At 71.7% G+C, this 18,199-nt stretch carries 19 protein-coding genes; 11 read left to right on the top strand and 8 right to left on the bottom strand.

Annotated features, from left to right (window positions below):
• The first annotated feature begins 115 nt into the window (after positions 1-115).
• The 7 genes from ACIQFX_RS04885 to ACIQFX_RS04855 all read left to right on the top strand — a co-directional run bounded on the left by ACIQFX_RS04885 (position 116) and on the right by ACIQFX_RS04855 (position 8,751).
• Positions 116-1,336, top strand: coding sequence for an amidohydrolase (locus ACIQFX_RS04885; RefSeq protein WP_402458992.1), 1,221 nt, complete (start codon positions 116-118; stop codon positions 1,334-1,336).
• Positions 1,337-1,731: 395 nt separating this feature from the next.
• A complete protein-coding gene (locus tag ACIQFX_RS04880; protein WP_402458990.1) occupies positions 1,732-2,796 on the top strand; it encodes a BMP family protein in 1,065 nt (354 codons plus the stop codon).
• 117 nt (positions 2,797-2,913) lie between these two features.
• Positions 2,914-4,626 (top strand): ABC transporter ATP-binding protein, encoded by a 1,713-nt coding sequence (locus ACIQFX_RS04875; RefSeq protein WP_402458988.1) that lies wholly within the window; start codon positions 2,914-2,916, stop codon positions 4,624-4,626.
• Positions 4,623-5,741 carry an ABC transporter permease gene (locus tag ACIQFX_RS04870; protein WP_402458987.1) on the top strand — a complete coding sequence of 373 codons (1,119 nt, stop codon included), beginning with the start codon at positions 4,623-4,625 and terminating at the stop codon, positions 5,739-5,741. Before ACIQFX_RS04875 ends, ACIQFX_RS04870 begins: the two co-directional genes overlap by 4 nt.
• Positions 5,738-7,000, top strand: coding sequence for an ABC transporter permease (locus ACIQFX_RS04865; protein ID WP_402458986.1), 1,263 nt, complete (start codon positions 5,738-5,740; stop codon positions 6,998-7,000). Before ACIQFX_RS04870 ends, ACIQFX_RS04865 begins: the two co-directional genes overlap by 4 nt.
• Positions 6,997-7,392, top strand: coding sequence for a cytidine deaminase (locus ACIQFX_RS04860; RefSeq protein ID WP_402458984.1), 396 nt, complete (start codon positions 6,997-6,999; stop codon positions 7,390-7,392). Before ACIQFX_RS04865 ends, ACIQFX_RS04860 begins: the two co-directional genes overlap by 4 nt.
• A gap of 81 nt (positions 7,393-7,473) precedes the next feature.
• The gene (locus tag ACIQFX_RS04855; RefSeq protein ID WP_402458982.1) at positions 7,474-8,751 is read left to right on the top strand and encodes a thymidine phosphorylase; all 1,278 of its coding nucleotides are present in this window, start codon (positions 7,474-7,476) and stop codon (positions 8,749-8,751) included.
• 31 nt (positions 8,752-8,782) lie between these two features.
• Here ACIQFX_RS04855 and ACIQFX_RS04850 read toward each other — a convergent pair whose 3' ends face one another.
• The gene (locus tag ACIQFX_RS04850) at positions 8,783-9,439 is read right to left on the bottom strand and encodes an HAD family hydrolase (protein ID WP_402458981.1); all 657 of its coding nucleotides are present in this window, start codon (positions 9,437-9,439) and stop codon (positions 8,783-8,785) included.
• A 69-nt stretch (positions 9,440-9,508) separates the two neighbouring features.
• Here ACIQFX_RS04850 and ACIQFX_RS04845 point away from each other — a divergent pair, with 69 nt between their 5' ends.
• On the top strand, positions 9,509-9,784 hold the full coding sequence (locus ACIQFX_RS04845; RefSeq protein WP_402458979.1) for an STAS domain-containing protein: 276 nt from the start codon (positions 9,509-9,511) through the stop codon (positions 9,782-9,784).
• Here the strand turns inward: ACIQFX_RS04845 and ACIQFX_RS04840 are convergent.
• The 3 genes from ACIQFX_RS04840 to ACIQFX_RS04830 form a co-directional block, all read right to left on the bottom strand.
• Positions 9,781-10,767: a sigma-70 family RNA polymerase sigma factor gene (locus ACIQFX_RS04840; RefSeq protein WP_402458977.1), complete on the bottom strand. Its 987-nt coding sequence runs from the start codon at positions 10,765-10,767 to the stop codon at positions 9,781-9,783. The two genes, ACIQFX_RS04845 and ACIQFX_RS04840, sit on opposite strands and share 4 nt — an antisense overlap.
• Positions 10,768-10,849: 82 nt before the next feature.
• Entirely contained in the window at positions 10,850-11,485 is a 636-nt protein-coding gene (locus tag ACIQFX_RS04835; protein WP_402459572.1) for a L,D-transpeptidase family protein, read from the bottom strand.
• Positions 11,486-11,635: 150 nt separating this feature from the next.
• Positions 11,636-12,895, bottom strand: coding sequence for an MFS transporter (locus ACIQFX_RS04830; protein WP_402458975.1), 1,260 nt, complete (start codon positions 12,893-12,895; stop codon positions 11,636-11,638).
• 62 nt (positions 12,896-12,957) lie between these two features.
• Here ACIQFX_RS04830 and ACIQFX_RS04825 point away from each other — a divergent pair, with 62 nt between their 5' ends.
• Positions 12,958-13,929 (top strand): LysR family transcriptional regulator, encoded by a 972-nt coding sequence (locus ACIQFX_RS04825; RefSeq protein WP_402458973.1) that lies wholly within the window; start codon positions 12,958-12,960, stop codon positions 13,927-13,929.
• 117 nt (positions 13,930-14,046) lie between these two features.
• On the opposite strand, the gene ACIQFX_RS04820 is transcribed toward ACIQFX_RS04825, so the two are convergent.
• Positions 14,047-14,823, bottom strand: a complete 777-nt coding sequence (locus tag ACIQFX_RS04820) for an alpha/beta hydrolase (RefSeq protein ID WP_402458971.1) — start codon at positions 14,821-14,823, stop codon at positions 14,047-14,049.
• A gap of 123 nt (positions 14,824-14,946) precedes the next feature.
• Positions 14,947-15,258: a hypothetical protein gene (locus tag ACIQFX_RS04815; protein ID WP_402458970.1), complete on the bottom strand. Its 312-nt coding sequence runs from the start codon at positions 15,256-15,258 to the stop codon at positions 14,947-14,949.
• Between the two features lie 183 nt (positions 15,259-15,441).
• On the opposite strand from ACIQFX_RS04815, the gene ACIQFX_RS04810 reads away from it, so the two are divergent.
• Both ACIQFX_RS04810 and ACIQFX_RS04805 read left to right on the top strand, forming a co-directional pair.
• A complete protein-coding gene (locus ACIQFX_RS04810) occupies positions 15,442-16,596 on the top strand; it encodes an adenosine deaminase (RefSeq protein WP_402458968.1) in 1,155 nt (384 codons plus the stop codon).
• Between the two features lie 172 nt (positions 16,597-16,768).
• Positions 16,769-17,134 carry a hypothetical protein gene (locus ACIQFX_RS04805; RefSeq protein WP_402458966.1) on the top strand — a complete coding sequence of 122 codons (366 nt, stop codon included), beginning with the start codon at positions 16,769-16,771 and terminating at the stop codon, positions 17,132-17,134.
• Between the two features lie 84 nt (positions 17,135-17,218).
• On the opposite strand, the gene ACIQFX_RS04800 is transcribed toward ACIQFX_RS04805, so the two are convergent.
• Positions 17,219-17,419: a PspC domain-containing protein gene (locus tag ACIQFX_RS04800; protein WP_402458964.1), complete on the bottom strand. Its 201-nt coding sequence runs from the start codon at positions 17,417-17,419 to the stop codon at positions 17,219-17,221.
• Positions 17,420-17,510: 91 nt separating this feature from the next.
• Positions 17,511-18,092: a VanZ family protein gene (locus ACIQFX_RS04795; RefSeq protein WP_402458963.1), complete on the bottom strand. Its 582-nt coding sequence runs from the start codon at positions 18,090-18,092 to the stop codon at positions 17,511-17,513.
• Between the last annotated feature and the right edge of the window lie 107 nt (positions 18,093-18,199).

Here is an 18,199-nt window from a genome sequence, read left to right as displayed (position 1 = left end):
CGTACCCACGTGGAAGGGCCTTCATGCCGGGCAAACCGAGATTCTTTCCCCTAACGGGCTGAACTTTTCGTGATCAACGGGCAGTTGACCTCCTCGCGGGCCTACCCTTCAAAGGGTGAACCAGTTGAAGTCCCGTGAGCCAGGCTCCGCCACCCTGCCCGGAACGCTGTCCGAAGCCCTGCGAGCCGAACTGATCGACTTCCGCAGGGACTTGCACATGCACCCCGAGCTCGGAAACCAGGAGTTCCGTACGACCGCCGCGCTCAAGGCCCGCCTGGAGGCGGCCGGTCTCGCGCCGAAGGTCCTCCCGGCCGGCACGGGGCTCGTCTGCGACATCGGCACCCGGCGCCCCGGCCGGCCCGTGCTGGCGATCCGCGCCGACCTCGACGCGCTGCCCATCCCCGACGTCAAGACCGTCGCCTACCGCTCCACCGTGGCCAACCGCGCCCACGCCTGCGGACACGACGTCCACACCACCACCGTCCTCGGCGCCGGCCTGGTCCTCGCCGAGCTCGACCGGCAGGGCCTCCTGCCCCACGCCGTCCGGCTGATCTTCCAGCCCGCCGAGGAGGTCCTCCCCGGCGGCGCCGCCGACGCCGTCGAGGCGGGCGTCCTGGACGGCGTCGGCCGGATCATCGCCGTCCACTGCGACCCCCGGGTCGACGCCGGGAAGATCGGGCTCCGGGTGGGCCCCATCACCTCCGCCTGCGATCGCCTCGAAGTCACCCTCGACGGCCCCGGCGGCCACACCGCCCGCCCGCACCTCACGACCGACCTCGTCACCGCCGCCGCCCGGGTCGCCACCGACGTGCCCGCCGTCCTGGCCCGCCGCGTCGACGCCCGCTCCGGGCTCTCGGTCACCTGGGGCCGCATCGAGGCCGGTCACGCCCCCAACGTCATCCCGCAGCACGCCGAGCTCTCCGGCACCGTCCGCTGCCTCGACCTGCCGACCTGGCGCGAGGCGCCCGACCTGGTGCACGCGGCGATCGACGAGGTCGCGACCCTGTACCGGGCCAAGTCGACCGTCACCTACGTGCGGGGCGTCCCCCCGGTGGTCAACGACGCGGCCGTCACCGAGCTGCTCCACGACGCCATGACCGCCCGCCGCGGACCGCACGCGATCGAGGACACCGAGCAGAGCCTCGGCGGCGAGGACTTCTCCTGGTACCTGGAGCACGTCCCCGGCGCCATGGCCCGCCTCGGCGTCCGCACCCCCGGCGACAGCCGGGTCCGCGACCTGCACGCCGGCGACTTCGACGTCGACGAGCGGTGCATCGACGCCGGCGTGGAGCTCTTCACCGCCGCGGCCCTCCTCGACGGCGCCGCGGAGGCCTGACCGGCGACCCGGTCGCGGCCCCTCCGGAGCCGTGCCCGGAGCCGCGCCGGAGCCCGTCGGCCGGTGCGCGGAGCCGCGTACCGACGGTGATCATCACCACGTCCGCGCGGTGATCAACGCCACGCCGGAGGCGTTGAAATCCGGCCGGACGGCACACTCGGCCGTCCGGCCCAGTACCCGGCGTGTCGGCCCCGCGGGGTCTCCCCAACGCGTTCACCGGGCTGTATAACCGGCGGTACCGGGCCGAACGCCCCCGGTCGCCTCGGCTGGCCGGTTCGCGACGATCCGATAACGACTCATGAACGGGTCTTTAACTGACATCTACGCGCGTTACGATCGCCGCGAAACCAGCGCCGGAAGAGGCGCTTTCGGTCAGTCTTGAAGGGACCCTCCTCTTGCGCCGGATCACCAGGATCACGACCGTGGGCATCGCCTCCGCGGCGCTCGCCCTGTCCGTCACCGCGTGTGGCAAGTCGTCGACCGACTCGGGCAGCAGCTCCAGCACCAGCCCGGACGCGAAGGGCGGCAAGGCCGCCATCGCGTACGACATCGGCGGCCGTGGCGACCAGTCGTTCAACGACGCCGCCTACGCCGGTCTGAAGAAGGCCGAGGACGAGCTCGGCATCAAGGGTGCCGAGGCCGAGCCGTCGTCCGGTGAGGGCGACGCCGACAAGGTCGCGCGCCTCACCGCGCTGGCCCGCGCCGGCAACAACCCGGTCATCGGTGTCGGCTTCGCCTACGCCCCGGCCATCGAGAAGGTCTCCAAGGCCTACCCGAAGACCACCTTCGGCCTCATCGACGACACGTCGGTGACCGCTCCGAACATCGCCAACCTGGTCTTCAACGAGGAGCAGGGCTCCTACCTGGCCGGCGTCGCCGCCGCCAAGGCGTCGAAGACCGGCACGGTCGGCTTCATCGGCGGCGTCGAGGTCCCGCTGATCAAGAAGTTCGAGGCGGGCTTCGCGCAGGGCGTCAAGGACACCAACCCCAAGGCGAAGGTGCTCGTCCAGTACCTGACCCAGCCGCCGAACTTCGACGGCTTCTCGAAGCCCGACCTCGGCAAGGCCGCCGCGCAGGGCCAGCTCGACAAGGGCGCCGACGTGATCTACGCCGCCGCCGGTCTGGCCGGCTCCGGCTCGATCGAGGCCGCCGCGACCGCGGGCAAGTGGGCCATCGGCGTCGACTCCGACCAGTACAACCAGGCGGGTCTGGCCTCCTACAAGGACCACATCCTGACCTCGGTCACCAAGGACGTCTCCGACTCGGTCTTCAACGTGATCAAGTCGGTCAAGGACGGCAAGCCGCAGTCCGGCGAGATCCGCTACGGCCTCGCCACGGACGGCGTCGGCCTGGCCGACTCCAACCCGGCATACGTCAAGATGACCGACGTCACCGCCGCCGTGGCGAAGGCGAAGCAGGACATCATCGACGGCAAGATCACGGTCAAGACCGCTCCGTAAGGACACCCAGGTCACGACCTGAGCCCGGGCCCGGCGTCCGGTGGCACCCCCACCGGACCCGGGCCCCGGCCCCATTCCCGTACGGGTTTTCATTTTTCGGCAGCGCTACGCGTGTAGATGTCTCCCTGGCACGATAACTTCGCCCCGCCCTGCCCTCCCGCTCCCACTCCTTCCGGCCAAGGAGAGTGCGTCATCAACGCGTCCAGCCCCCCTGCCGTAGAACTTCACGGCATCACCAAGCGGTTCCCCGGCGTCGTCGCCAACAAGGACATCGCCATCACGGTCCGCAAGGGCACCGTGCACGCCCTCATCGGCGAGAACGGCGCCGGCAAGTCGACCCTCATGAAGATCCTCTACGGCATGCAGAAGCCGGACGAGGGCACCATCGCCGTCGACGGCGAGCAGGTGACCTTCTCCAGCCCCGGTGACGCCATCGCGCGCGGCATCGGCATGGTGCACCAGCACTTCATGCTCGCCGACAACCTCACCGTCCTGGAGAACGTCGTCCTCGGCGGCGAGAAGCTCTACGGCATCGGCGCCAAGGCGCGGAAGAAGATCCAGGAGATCTCCGACGCGTACGGCCTCGGAGTCCGCCCCGACGCCCTCGTCGAGGACCTCGGCGTGGCCGACCGCCAGCGCGTGGAGATCCTCAAGGTCCTCTACCGCGGTGCCAAGATCCTCATCCTCGACGAGCCGACCGCCGTGCTCGTCCCGCAGGAGGTCGACGCGCTCTTCGACAACCTGCGCGAGCTCAAGTCCGAGGGCCTGACCGTCATCTTCATCTCGCACAAGCTGGGCGAGGTCCTGAAGGTCGCCGACGACATCACCGTCATCCGCCGGGGCACCACGGTCGGCACCGCCGACCCGAAGACCGCCACGACCAAGCAGCTCGCCGAGCTGATGGTCGGCACCGAGCTGCCCTCCCCGGAGACCCGCGAGTCGACCGTCACCGACGTGCCGATGCTCAAGGTCGAGGGCCTGATGCTCACCGAGGCCGGCGCCGCGTCCGCCGCCCCGCTCACCAGCGCGGCCCCGCCGGACCCGTCCGGCGCGGTCGGGCTCCAGGAGGTCGGCGAGGGCCGCAAGCTCCTCGACGACATCTCCCTGACCATCCACAAGGGCGAGATCCTGGGCATCGCCGGCGTCGAGGGCAACGGCCAGACCGAGCTCATCGAGGCCCTGATGGGCATGAACAGCCCCGACGCGGGTGTCATCACCCTCGACGGCCAGGACATCTCCGGGATCTCGGTGCGCAAGCGCCGCGAGGGCGGCATCGGCTACATCCCCGAGGACCGCCACCGCCACGGCCTGCTCCTGGAGGCCCCCCTCTGGGAGAACCGCATCCTCGGCCACGTCACCGAGGCCCCCAACTCCAAGCGCGGCGTCCTCGACCCGAAGGCGGCCCGCAAGGACACCGAGCGGATCGTGCGCGAGTACGACGTCCGCACCCCGGGCATCGACGTCACCGCGTCCTCCCTCTCCGGCGGCAACCAGCAGAAGCTGATCGTCGGCCGCGAGATGAGCCACGCGCCCAAGTTCCTGATCGCCGCCCACCCCACCCGCGGCGTGGACGTCGGCGCCCAGGCGCAGATCTGGGACGCGATCCGCGACGCCCGCCGCGAGGGCCTGGCGGTGCTGCTGATCTCCGCCGACCTCGACGAGCTGATCGGCCTCTCCGACACCCTCCGGGTGATGTACCGCGGCAAGCTCGTCGCGGACGCCGACCCCGCCACCATCACGCCCGAGGAGCTGGGCTCCGCCATGACCGGCGCGGCCACCGGCCGCCTGGAGGGCACCGAAGCGCAGTCCGAAGACGGTGACGCCCGATGATGAAATTCGACAAGGACAAGCTGATCATCGGCGCCGCCGGCCCGGTGCTCGCCCTGGTCACCTCGTTCGTGCTCACCGTCCTGGTGCTGCTCGCGACGGGCCTCGACCCCATCGAGCCGATCCGGCTGATGATCGAGAACGCCGGCTACTCGGACATCCAGGTCCTGATCGTCAACCAGACCGGCATCTACTACCTGGCAGCCCTGGCCGTGGCCATCGGTTTCCGGATGAACCTGTTCAACATCGGTGTCGACGGCCAGTACCGGCTCGCCGCGATGGTCTCGGCCCTCATCGGCGCCTCCGTCGAGCTGCCCGGTCCGCTGCACATCCTGCTCATCGTGCTCGTCGCGATGCTGACCGGTGCCTTCTGGGCCGGCATCGCCGGCATCCTGAAGACCGCCCGGGGCGTCTCCGAGGTCGTCTCGACGATCATGCTGAACGCCATCGCGACCTCGCTGGTGGCCTGGCTGATCCTGCCGAAGAACTTCGGCGTCCAGCCCGAGGGCTCCAACAACCTCACCACCGGCGAGATCGCCGAGTCCGGCTGGTTCCCCGGCATCGACATGGGCGAGGGCAACGGCGTCATCTACGGCTTCACCTTCGTGGCGCTCGCCCTCGGCGTCGTCTACTGGTTCGTCCTCAACCGCACCCGCTTCGGCTTCGACCTGCGCGCCACCGGCGCCAGCGAGTCCGCCGCGCAGGCCAGCGGCGTCGACGCCAAGAAGATGATCCTCACCTCGATGCTGCTCTCGGGCGCGCTGGCCGGCCTCTCCGGCATGCCGACGCTGCTGGGCGAGTCCCACACGTACAGCCTCGACTTCCCGACCGGTGTCGGCTTCACCGCCATCACCATCGCCCTGCTCGGCCGCAACCACCCGGTCGGCATCCTGTTCGCCGCGCTCCTCTTCGCGTTCCTCGACAAGGCGTCCTCGACGCTTGACACCTTCGGTTACCCGAAGGAGATCACCGTGATCATGCAGGGCATCATCGTGATCGCCGTCGTCGTCTCGTACGAGCTCGTCCGCCGTTACGGCATCCGCCGCCAGCAGCAGAAGGTCGGCGAGGAACTCGCCGCCGGCGGTGCCATCAAGACCGACAAGGAGGTCGCGGCATGAGCACCACCACCGTCTCCAAGCCGGGCGCCGCGCCCAGGGGCACCGGACGCCGCAAGCTCACCTGGCCCTGGATCCTGCTGATCGTCGCCGCGGGCATCGTGCTCTTCTCGCTGGTCCGGTCCGTCTCCGGGGCCAACGACCTCACCTCCGTGGGCCAGGTCTCCGGAGCGCTCCAGCTCGCCGTCCCGATCGGCATGGCCGGCCTCGGCGGCCTGTGGGCCGAGCGCGCGGGCGTCGTCAACATCGGCCTCGAGGGCATGATGATCCTCGGCACCTGGTTCGGCGCCTGGGCGGGCTACCAGTGGGGCCCCTGGACCGGCGTCGTCGTCGGCATCCTCGGCGGCGCGCTCGGCGGCCTCCTGCACGCGATCATCACCGTCACGTTCAACGTGAACCACATCGTCTCCGGTGTGGCGATCAACATCCTCGCGGCGGGCTTCACCCAGTACCTGTCGAACTTCACGTTCGCCGAGGCCGAGGGCGGCTCCTCCAAGCAGTCCCCGCGCATCGACCAGATCACCGACATCACCATCCCGGGGCTCTCGGACTGGCTGGCCGACCTCCAGCAGAAGCACTGGTTCCTGATCTCGGACGTCGCCGGCATCCTCGGCGGCCTGGTCACCAACCTGTCGCTGCTGACCGTCGTCGCCATCCTGCTGATCCCGGCCACCTGGTGGATCCTGTGGCGCACGGCCTTCGGCCTGCGCCTGCGCTCCTGCGGCGAGAACCCGGTCGCGGCCGAGTCCCTGGGCGTCAACGTCTACAAGTACAAGTACATCGCCGTCGTCGTCTCCGGCGGCCTGGCCGGCCTCGGCGGCGCCTTCCTGGCGATCGTCTCCACCGGCATCTACCAGGAGGGCCAGACCGGCGGCCGCGGCTACATCGGTCTCGCCGCGATGATCTTCGGCAACTGGATGCCCGGCGGCATGGCGATGGGCGCCGGCCTCTTCGGCTTCACCGACAGCCTCAAGCTGCGCGGCGGCGCCGAGAACGTCCACGCGCTGCTGCTGCTCGTCGCGCTGCTCCTGGTGATCGCCGCGCTGTGGCAGATGTACCGCAAGAAGTGGGTCGTGGCGGCGATCGGCGCGATCTTCGCCGTCGGCTTCTTCCTCTGGTACGTCCTCACCGACGAGGTCCCGAGCCAGTTCGTCGACGCCGCCCCGTACGTCACCACCCTGCTCGTGCTCGCCCTCTCGGCGCAGCGCCTGCGGATGCCCAAGGCGGACGGCCTGCCGTACCGGAAGGGCCAGGGCAAGTGACGACGGCGCCCGACTGGGACCTGCTCCGGGAGACCGCCCGCGAGGCGATGTCCCACGCGTACGCCCCGTACTCGGGCTACCCGGTCGGCGCGGCGGCCCTCACGGAGGACGGGCGGGTGATCTCCGGCTGCAACGTGGAGAACGCCTCCTTCGGACTCGGCCTCTGCGCCGAGTGCGGGCTCGTCTCCCAGCTCCAGGCGACCGGCGGCGGCCGGCTGACCCACTTCGTCTGCGTGGACGGCCGGGGCGAGTCCCTGGTCCCGTGCGGCCGCTGCCGCCAGCTCCTGTACGAGTTCGGCGGACCCGAGCTCGTCCTGGAGACGCCGCAGGGTTTCCTGACCCTCGACGAGATGCTCCCGCAGGCCTTCGGCCCGGACCACCTCGCCAAGTAGCACTTCGGAGCGACCCTTCCGGCACGATGGGAAGGGTCGCTCCCCCCTTTCCCCTCTATGCGCGTAGAAAGAGGCACCACCATGGACGTCATCTCCGTCATCCGCACCAAGCGGGACAAGGGCGAGCTGAGCCCGGAGCAGATCGACTGGGTCATCGACGCCTACACCCGCGGCGTGGTCGCCGACGAGCAGATGTCCGCCCTGGCCATGGCCATCCTGCTCAACGGGATGAACCGCACGGAGATCGCCCGCTGGACCGCCGCGATGATCGCCAGCGGCGAGCGCATGAACTTCGACGCGCTCTCCCGCCCGACCGCCGACAAGCACTCCACCGGCGGCGTCGGCGACAAGATCACCCTCCCGCTCGCCCCGCTCGTCGCCGCCTGCGGCGCGGCCGTGCCGCAGCTCTCCGGCCGCGGCCTCGGCCACACCGGCGGCACCCTCGACAAGCTGGAGTCCATCCCCGGCTGGCGCGCCCTGCTCTCCAACGAGGAGATGCTGCACGTCCTCGACACCACCGGCGCGGTCATCTGCGCCGCCGGCGACGGCCTCGCCCCCGCCGACAAGAAGCTGTACGCGCTCCGCGACGTCACCGGCACCGTCGAGGCCATCCCGCTGATCGCCTCCTCGATCATGTCCAAGAAGATCGCCGAGGGCACCGGCTCGCTCGTCCTGGACGTCAAGGTCGGCACCGGCGCGTTCATGAAGAACATCGAGGACGCCCGCGAGCTCGCCTCCACCATGGTCGCGCTCGGCACCGACAGCGGCGTGAAGACGGTCGCCCTCCTCACCGACATGTCCACCCCGCTCGGCCTCACCGCGGGCAACGCCCTGGAGGTCCGCGAGTCCGTCGAGGTCCTCGCCGGCGGCGGCCCCTCCGACGTCGTCGAGCTGACGATCGCGCTCGCCCGCGAGATGCTCGACGCGGCCGGCATCAAGGACGCCGACCCCGCCAAGGCCCTCGCCGACGGCTCCGCGATGGACGTCTGGCGCCGGATGATCTCCGCCCAGGGCGGCGACCCGGACGCCACCCTCCCGGTCGCCCGCGAGCAGCACGTCGTCACCGCCCCGTCGACCGGCGTCCTCACCCGCCTGGACGCCTACGACATCGGCATCGCCGCCTGGCGCCTCGGTGCCGGCCGCGCCCGCAAGGAGGACCCGGTGCAGGCGGGCGCCGGCGTCGAGCTGCACGCCAAGCCGGGCGACACGGTGACCGCGGGCCAGCCGCTGCTCACCCTCCACACGGACACGCCGGAGAAGTTCGACTACGCCCTGGGCTCCCTGGAGGGCGCCTGGGACATCGCGGCCCCCGGCACCTCCTTCACGGCGAACCCGATCGTCCTCGACCGCATCGCCTGACACCGCCGCGCGACGGGGGCCGGCAGGTCGGCTACACCGGCTCCCGCAGCAGCCCCGGCAGCTCGCGCATGTCGTCGAAGACGACCGTGCGCGGGCCCATCAGGCGGTCCGCGCGGGTCAGGCCGCCGCAGTAGCCGAAGGCCCGCATCCCGGCCGCGCGGGCGGCCTGGACGCCGTACGGGCTGTCCTCGACGACCGCGCAGCGCTCGGGGGGGACGCCCATCGTGGCCGCCGCGTGCAGGAAGAGGTCGGGGGCGGGCTTGCCGTGGGCGACGTCGCGGGCGCTGAACATGCGACCCTCGAAGCGGTCGAGCAGTCCGGTGCGGCCCAGGTTCTTGCGGATGCCGCGGTGGCTGCCGTTGGAGGCCAGGCAGTACGGGACGGCCAGGGCGTCCAGGACGTCCGCGACCCCCTCCACGGCCGTCAGCTCGGCGTCCAGCGCGTCCTCGTAGCGCTGCTTGAACGGGGTCTGCCAGCCGGGTTCGAGCGGGCGGCCCAGGCGCTCCTCCACGATCGCCGTGAGCATCTCGTGCGAGGAGCCGACGAAGTAGTCGGCGATCTCCGCCTCGGTGAACTCCGCCCCGAGCGACGCGAACACCTCCCGGTCCACGCGGCAGTAGATCCGCTCGCTGTCCACCAGAACGCCGTCACAGTCGAAGATCACCATTTCGACACGTCCGTGAGTCATGATCGAGAGCCTAGGGGGTGTCCCGGGACTCCCGCGATGAGTTCCGGGCGCCCGGACGGTCGTACGGGCATGGACACCAGTCGAACGCTCGTCGTGACCCTGCCCGCCCGTCCCGGCCGGGACGAGGTGGCCGTCCTCTGCGCCGAGCTGGGCGCGGCCCCGCCCGGTGAGGTCGTCTGCGAGGTCGGCGCGCTCACGCACCCCGACCTCGCCGCCGTGGACGCCCTCGCCCGCCTGAAGCTCGCCGCGGGCCGCCGGGGTCACCGCATCCGCTTCCACGGAGCAGGACCCGAGCTGCGGGCCCTGCTCCTCCTGACGGGCCTCGACGGGACCCTTGGCGGCTAGCTGTCCGCCGTCTGGCCGTCCAGCCGCGCCGGCAGGTCGAAGAGGGGGAACCAGCGCTCGGTGTCCAGGAAGAAGTCCATGCCGGCGACCTTGCCGTCGCGGAGCTCCAGGACGATGAGCGCCCACGGGCCGAAGCCGCCCGCCGGGTCCGGGTGGTACTGGGCGAAGGCGGGGGAGCCGTTGGCCACGGTCGGCACCAGCTTGGAGCCGGAGCAGACCTCGCCGACGCCCAGCATCCAGCCGACGATGTCGTCGTGGCCCTGGAGCCACAGGTCGTACGGCGGCATGGACATGGTCGCGTCCTCGTGGAGGAGCGCGGTGAGCGCCTTCATGTCGTAGCCCTCGAAGGCGGCGACGTACCGCTCCAGGAGCGCCTTCTGCTCCTCGTCCAGCGGGTTCGCCGCGTCGGAGGCGGCGGGCGCCTGCTCGGCCAGGGTCGCGCGGGCCCGCTGGAGGGCGCTGTTGACCGAGGCGACGGAGGTGTCGAGGAGTTCGGCGACCTCGCTCGCCTTCCAGGCGAGCACCTCGCGGAGGATGAGCACCGCGCGCTGCTTCGGCGGCAGGTGCTGGAGCGCGGCCACGAACGCGAGCCGCACGGTCTCCCGGTGCACGGCGGTCTCCGCCGGGTCGGCGACCGAGGGCAGCACCCGCCCGTCCGGGACCGGCTCCAGCCAGGTGATCTCCGGCTGCTTGACGAGCTGCGCCTGCGCCACCGGCGTCGGCGAGGTGAGGTCCATCGGCCGCGCCCGCTTGTTGCCCGCGTTCAGCGCGTCCAGGCAGACGTTGGTCGCGATCCGGTACAGCCAGGACCGCAGCGAGGAGCGGCCCTCGAACGAGTCGATGGCCTTCCAGGCCCGGACCATCGTGTCCTGCACCGCGTCCTCCGCCTCGAAGGAGGATCCGAGCATCCGGTAGCAGTAACCGGTCAGCTCCCTGCGGTACTTGTCGAGTTCGTCCGTCGTCGCGGTCGCGGCATCGCTCATCGGGTCCACACCCCACTCACCCCTCACCGGCCCCGTCCGGGCCGGTGAGAGGGAAGCTACCTCAGCGGACTGACAACCGGGGTCAGGTTCCCGGCTTGCGGCCGTAGACGAAGACGTCGTCGCCGTTCCTGAGGAGGTTCCAGTACGCCTTCGCGTCGGCCGGCCGCATGTTGACGCAGCCGCCCGAACCCGGCGGGTTCCACATGGACTTGGTGGTCGAGTGGAAGGCCTGACCGCGGTCGAAGAACTGCGAGTACGGCATGGAGACGTTGTACAGCGTCGACCAGTGGTTGATGTTCCGCCAGTAGATCTTCTTGGAGCCGGTACGGGTCTCGGCGCCGTCCCGGCCGGTGCGCACCGGCACCGGGCCGTACTTCAGCCGCGCCCCGTCCTGGATCCAGCTCAGCTGGCGCGTCAGGTCGACGCAGGCGATCCGGCCCCGGTTCGTCGGGCAGGCGCCCGAGCGGTTGGGGTTGGTGCCGGCGGCCTTCTGCTGGAGCATCGTGTTCATCGTGCGCCAGGTGAGCGGGCCCGCGTACCCCATGGTCGGGGTGATGCCGTGCTTGCGCTGGAAGGCCTGGATGGCCAGACAGTCGCCGAGCGACTGGCGGCCGTCGACCGTCCGCCCGAGGAACTTCTCCACCTGCTTCTGGTACGGCCCCGTCGTCACGTTGCAGGACGCCGCCTGCGCCGGGGCCGTACCGAGCGCGATCGTCATCGGCACCACGAGCGCCGTGAGGCCGACGGTGATTCCCGCTCTCTTGCCTATCCGGTCCTTGATCCGGTTCATGATCGTCAACTCCCCCTTGAGTCCTGTGGGTTAGGACGCGCGGCAGAGTCTGTCAGTTGCAGGGGCCCGGGGGGAGGGTCAGGACGCGGCGAGCTGGAGCCGCCGCGCCTGCGTACGGGCGCTGAGGCTGCCGTACAGCGTCACCGAGACGACGCCGAGGACCGCGACCAGACCGATCAGGACGGTGCCAGCCCAGCCGCCCGCGTGGAAGGCCACGGCGCCGAGCGTGCCGCCCGCGCTGCTGCCGAGGTAGTACGCGGACTGGTAGAGCGCCGAGGCCTGTGCGCGGCCCGTCTTCGCCGTACGGCTCACCGAGGAGGAGGCGACCGCGTGGCCCGCGAAGAAGCCGGCCGTGATCAGGACCAGGCCCGCCAGGACCGCCGCCAGGGAGTCGGCGAGCGACAGCAGCAGACCCGCGGCGGTGGTGGAGACCGCCAGGTAGAGCGCCCCGCGCCGGCCCAGCCGCCCGACCAGCTTGCCGGCGGCGGCGGAGGAGACCGTGCCGACCAGGTAGACCAGGAAGATCGAGCCGATCACGCCCTGCGGCAGCGAGAACGGGGCCTCGACGAGCCGGTAGCCGATCACCGTGTACACCGCGCCGAAGACCGTCATGAACAGCGCGCCGATCACGTACAGGCGCACGAGCAGCGGGTCGGACAGGTGCCCGCGCACGGTGCTCGCCAGCGCCTTCGGGTTCAGCGTGCCCGGGGTGAAGTGCCGCGCCTTCGGGAGCAGCACCCGGAAGACCAGCGCGCAGAGCAGCGAGGTCAGGCCGACGGCGGCCAGGCCCGCCCGCCAGCCCCACAGCTGGGCGACCCAGCCGGTCACCAGGCGGCCGCTCATGCCGCCGATCGAGTTGCCCGCCACGAACAGGCCGATCGCGGCGACCAGCGCCTTCGGCCGCACTTCTTCGGCCAGGTACGCCATCGCGGAGGCCGGGAGCCCGGCGAGCGCCGCGCCCTGGAGCGCGCGGAGCGCGATCAGGGACTCCAGGTTCGGGGCGAGCGGCACGAGGAGCGCGACGGCGACCGCGACCGTCAGGGAGGCGGTCATCATCGCCCGTCGGCCGAACCGCTCCGAGAGGGCGCTGAGGGGGAGCACGCACAGGGCGAGGGCGCCGGTGGCCGCGGAGACCGTCCAGGAGGCGGCGGAGGCGGTGGCGCCGAACTCGGCCGAGATGGCCGGGAGGAGGGCCTGCGTGGAGTAGAGGAGGGCGAAGGTGGCCAGTCCCGCGGCGAAGAGCGCGAGGCTCAGCCGGCGGTAGCCGGGGGCGCCGGGGGAGAGGCGGGAGTCGGCGGACGCGCTGGTGGCGGCCGCCTTGGTACTGGCAGGAGGCATGTCTCGAACGTAGGACGCCCCGCTTCATGCGTCCAATGCACGGAACTGCTGTAATCGTTCCCATGGCGCATGAGTACAGGTCACAGCCCCGCCTGTCACCGAACAGTAACGAAGAAGACATGGGACTGCTTCTCGCACCCCGGCTCGCCTCCTTCGCCGCCGTCGCCCGTCACGAGCACGTGACCCGTGCGGCGGCCGAGATGGGCATGCCGCAGTCGACGCTCTCGCGGGCCATGGTCCGGCTCGAACAGGACCTCGGCGTCTCCCTCTTCGCCCGCCGCGGCCGCACGGTCTCGCTCACCCCGGCCGGCCGCCGCTTCCTCACCGCCGCCGAGCGCGCCCTCGCCGAGGTGGAGCGGGCCGCCGACACCGTACGGGCCGACGCCGACCCCACCGCCGGACGGGTCGCCTTCGGCTTCCTGCACACCATGGGATCCGAGACCGTCCCCGGCCTCATCCGAGCCTTCCGCGTCGACCACCCCGGCATCCGCTTCACCCTCGTCCAGAACTACGGCGAGGCGATGATCGAACGGCTCCGGGCCGGCGACCTCGACCTCTGCCTCACGTCCCCCGTGCCGGACGCCCCCGACCTGGTCGCCCGGCGCCTCGACGAGCAGCGGCTCCGGCTCGTCGTCCCCGACGACCACCGGCTCGCGGGCCGCCGCCGCGTCCGCCTCGCCGAGGCCGCGGACGAGACGTTCGTGACCCTGGAGCCTGGATACGGGCTCCGCCGCATCACCGACGACCTGTGTGCGGAGGCCGGCTTCAAGCCCCGGATCGCCTTCGAGGGCGAGGAGGCCGAGACCCTCCGCGGCCTGGTCGCCGCGGGCCTCGGCGTCGCCCTGCTGCCCCCGCCCGCCGTGCCCCGCCCCGGCGTCGTCGAACTGACCGTCACCGCCCCGCGCGCGGTCCGCGAGATCGGCGTCGCCTGGCTCGACGGCCACCCGGACACCGCCCCCGTGGCCGCCTTCAAGAAGTTCCTCCTCGGCCGCCGCGGCCACCTCCTCCCGAAGGAACCCTCGGCGCCGGCGTGAACCGTCCGGTGCCTCACCGCCGGGGTGAGCCGTCCCCGAACCGTCCCCGGGTGCCTCGCCGCCGAGTGAACCGTCCCCCGGCGCCTCGCCGCCGGGGTGGGCCCGCCTCCCGGTGCCTCACCGCCGGCGTGCACCGCCGAAGCCCGCCGCCAGGGGCATGCGCAGGCCCAGCGGCGGGGGTGCCGCCAGCGCGTCCGTCACCGGACGGGCGTAGGGCCGGGTGAAGAGGGTGCCGAGGAGGAAGTCGGCGGCGAGGTTGCGGACCTCGTCCGCGTACTGGCGCAGCGCGTGCCCGTCCGAGTGGACCTCGAAGCGGCAGGTGTCGCGGTTGGCCTTCTTCGCCCGCTCGGCGAAACGGAACGACAGCTCCGGGTCCGTCCTGGCGTCGTTCGTGCCGTGCACGACCAGCACCCGGCGCCCCACCAGTTGCCGCACCGGCTCGGGCTCCGCGGCCACGTCGTCCTCCGGCAGCCACGGGGCCAGCGCGAGGACCGCGCCGACCGCGTCGTGCCCGCCCGCGCGCAGCGCCGCGCGCCCCCCGAGGCCGTGCCCGACGAGCGCGACCGGAACGTCCCCGTAGCGCCGTACCGCCTCCGCGACCGCCCAGGACGCGTCCGCCGCGAGCTCCGCGTCGGTGCCGTTCCAGCCGCGCCCCCGGTAGCGCACCACGTGCGCCACGAGCCCCTCCGCCCGGCCCGCCCGCACCAGCCCCCGCCCGAGCGGCAGCATCGCCGCGTGCGCCCGGGCGGAGGCGCGCCGTCTCGACACCGGCTCACCGTCCGGCAGGAGCAGCACCACGCCGCCCACCGCCGCCGACGTCCGGGAACCTCCAACAGGCCGCCCGAGCCGGGGTCTCCGGGTCTCGAGCGGCCCCACGAGTGCGTAGTGCGCCATGGTGGAACAGTCTCAGAAGGCGAGGTGTACACCACCCGTACACGCGGTCACTGTTACGTATCGCCGTGGGGCCGAACGTCCGCCGCCGCTCGGTGTGTTCGAAGCGGAAGACGGGGTGTCCCGTCAGCGGGTGGTGGCCGTCGTCCCCGTCGTGGCGGTGCTCGCGGTCTGGCCGGTCGCGCCGGTGGGCGCGGTGGTGTCGACGAGCCCGTTCGGACCGATGAGCGGGTTCGCGCCGAGGGGACTGGCCGAATCGAGGAGCGAGATGTCGCCCAGGATCTCCGGGGCGAAGCTCAGCGTCTGCGTGCAGGCGCCGAACGTGCCCTGGCAGCTGTCGGTGAGCTGCCGGCCGTCGAGGGCCTGTGCGGTACCGACCATGCCCATCGTCAGGGCGCCCGCCGAGACCGCCACGAGCAGTCCACGGATGATTCGCATGGCACGTCCCTGCTTGGTGCCGGCGGGTTTCGGCTCCCGCCGCGAAAGCACCACGTAACCGCGCGCCCACGGGTACCGGAGCGTCCTGACCAGGCGGTGTCGTCTCGACGGCCCGATAAGTCGTATGCGCGACGGGGCGTCGGAAACCGCGCGCTCTACGCGCGTAGGGGCTACAGTGCGGAAATGACGAGCCAGACCCCCAACGTCCCCACCGCGGACCAGATCCGCCGTGCCCCGAAGGTGCTGCTCCACGACCACCTCGACGGCGGACTGCGCCCCGGCACGATCATCGAACTCGCCCGGGAGCAGGGCTACGACCAGCTCCCCGAGACGGAGCCCGACAAGCTCGGCATCTGGTTCCGCGAGGCCGCCGACTCCGGCTCCCTGGAGCGGTACCTGGAGACCTTCGCGCACACCTGCGCCGTCATGCAGACCAGGGCCGCCCTCGTCCGCGTCGCCGCCGAGTGCGCCGTCGACCTCGCCGAGGACGGCGTCGTCTACGCGGAGGTGCGCTACGCCCCCGAGCAGCACCTGGAGGGCGGCCTCACCCTCGAAGAGGTCGTCGAGGCCGTCAACGAGGGCTTCAGGGAAGGCGAGCGGCAGGCCAGGGCCGACGGGTACCGCATCCGGATCGGCGCCCTGCTCACCGCCATGCGGCACGCGGCCCGCGCCCTGGAGATCGCCGAACTCGCCAACCGCTACCGCGACTCCGGCGTCGTCGGCTTCGACATCGCGGGCGCCGAGGCCGGCTACCCGCCCACCCGCCACCTCGACGCCTTCGAGTACCTCAAGCGGGAGAACAACCACTTCACCATCCACGCCGGCGAGGCCTTCGGACTGCCCTCCATCTGGCAGGCGCTCCAGTGGTGCGGCGCCGACCGGCTCGGCCACGGCGTCCGGATCATCGACGACATCGAGGTCGCCGACGACGGCTCGGTCCGCCTCGGCCGCCTGGCCGCCTACGTCCGCGACAAGCGCGTCCCGCTGGAGATGTGCCCCTCGTCCAACCTCCAGACCGGCGCCGCCGCCTCGTTCGCCGAGCACCCCATCGGCCTGCTCCGCACCCTTCATTTCCGTGCCACGGTCAACACGGACAACCGCTTGATGAGCGGCACGACCATGAGTCGCGAATTCGAGCTGCTGAACGAGGCGTTCGATTACACGCTCGACGACATGCAATGGTTCACGGTCAATGCGATGAAATCAGCGTTCATTCCTTTCGATGAACGGCTGGCCATGATCAATGAGGTCATCAAGCCCGGATATGCCGAGCTGAAGTCCGAATGGCTGTTCCAGCAGACCGCCACGACCAGCGGATCTTCCGCCGTTGAGGGCTGAGCGGCATCCCGTCGGGGAGCAGGAAGCGGCCGGGGCGGCACGACACCCGGCCGCTTTCCGGTGTTTGCGGAGGAGTCGATCGCTGGTTAGGTTGCAGAGTCGCTCTGCATTCCCAGGATTTCCCCGCCCGGCTTTCCCGGAAGCCCCCGGATTCCCCAAGGAAGATTTTCAGATGAAGCAGTCTGCCGCCAAGAAGCTCGGTGTCGCCGCCCTCGGTGCCGCTTTCGCCGTCGCCGCCGCCGGCACGGCCTCCGCAGCGCCGTCCCTGCCGCTCGACGCCGACGCGCTGGGCACGGTGACCAACGCCGTCCCGCTGGGTGACGGCCTCACCGAGCTCCCCGACGGCGCCGCCGAATCCCTCGGCGCCGGGCAGGGCGCCCTCGGCCAGGGTGTCGACCAGGGCGTGAAGACCCTTCCCGCCGCCGCCGGCCAGGCCACCCAGAACCTCCCGCTCGACGCCGCCGCCGGCGGCCTCGGCGCCACCCCGCTCGGCGGCCTCCTCGGCGGCCTGCCGCTCGGCGCCCTCCCGCTCGGCTGACCCCCGCCGCACGCCGAAGGGGCGCGTACCCGGGAGATCCGGGTACGCGCCCCTTCGGCGTGCGCGGCGCCGACCCGCGGGCAGCTACCAGGCCGTGGACGCGGACTTCTCCGACGGGAGGAAGAACCAGAGCGCCAGGTACAGCAGGAACTGCGGGCCTGGCAGCAGGCACGAGACCAGGAAGATCAGGCGCATCGTCCACGCGGAGGTGCCGAAGCGCCGTGCCAGCGCCGCGCACACTCCGCCGATCACGCGTCCGTCACGGGGGCGGATGACTGCGGCCATGGTGGGCTCCTTCGGTGTCGTTTCCGGGAGCCGCTCCGTCGGGCTCCCGATGACTCCATACTGCCGCCGGGAGGGGGGACGAAGCGTCGGTCTACCGGGCGATCGGGACCCTGGGAATCGTCGGGGTCGAACCCTGAGCCGCCTCGTTCCGCAGCAGGGGGGAACCCCTACCGGGCCTACGGCCTCCGGAGGAGGACCCGCGCCCCGGCTCCGACCTGCGGCGCAGCCAGCCACGGCCGGCCGGCACGAACAGGAGGTGCGCCAGCGCCACCCCCGCCGTGTTCAGGAGGACCGAGTCCACGTCGACGACCTGACCCGGCACCGCGGTCTGCAGCAGCTCCACCGCCAGCGACACCAGCGCGCCGGCCGCGGTCGTCCGGGCCAGCGAGGCCCACCGCGACACGTCGAGCCGCCCGTCGGCCATCGGGAGCAGCACCCCCAGCGGGGCCAGCAGCAGCAACCCCTCGCCGATCAGCCGCGCCGCCTCGGTCGCGCCGAGCGCCAGATCCGCCCGCAGACCGTGCAGCGGGATCGTGTTCGGCGCGGTCACCCATGCCACGTCCCGTGGCCGCAGGCTGACCCAGGCGACGAGCAGCAGATGCGCGAGGAGGAGTACGAACCCCACCACGCGGACGACCACGGCGGCACCACCGCCCGAACCTTGACGCTGCACGCCCCCCAAGACGCCCGCCACAGCGGAATCGGTTCCGCCGCGTTCCTTTCCGGCCAGAACGGCCACCCGCGACCGGCCCCGGGCCGCGGGGATCCCCCGTGCGTCGG

Origin of the sequence: Streptomyces sp. NPDC093089 (assembly GCF_044754405.1) — a bacterium.
GTDB lineage: Bacteria > Actinomycetota > Actinomycetes > Streptomycetales > Streptomycetaceae > Streptomyces.
This window is presented reverse-complemented; position numbering and strand designations above follow the sequence as displayed.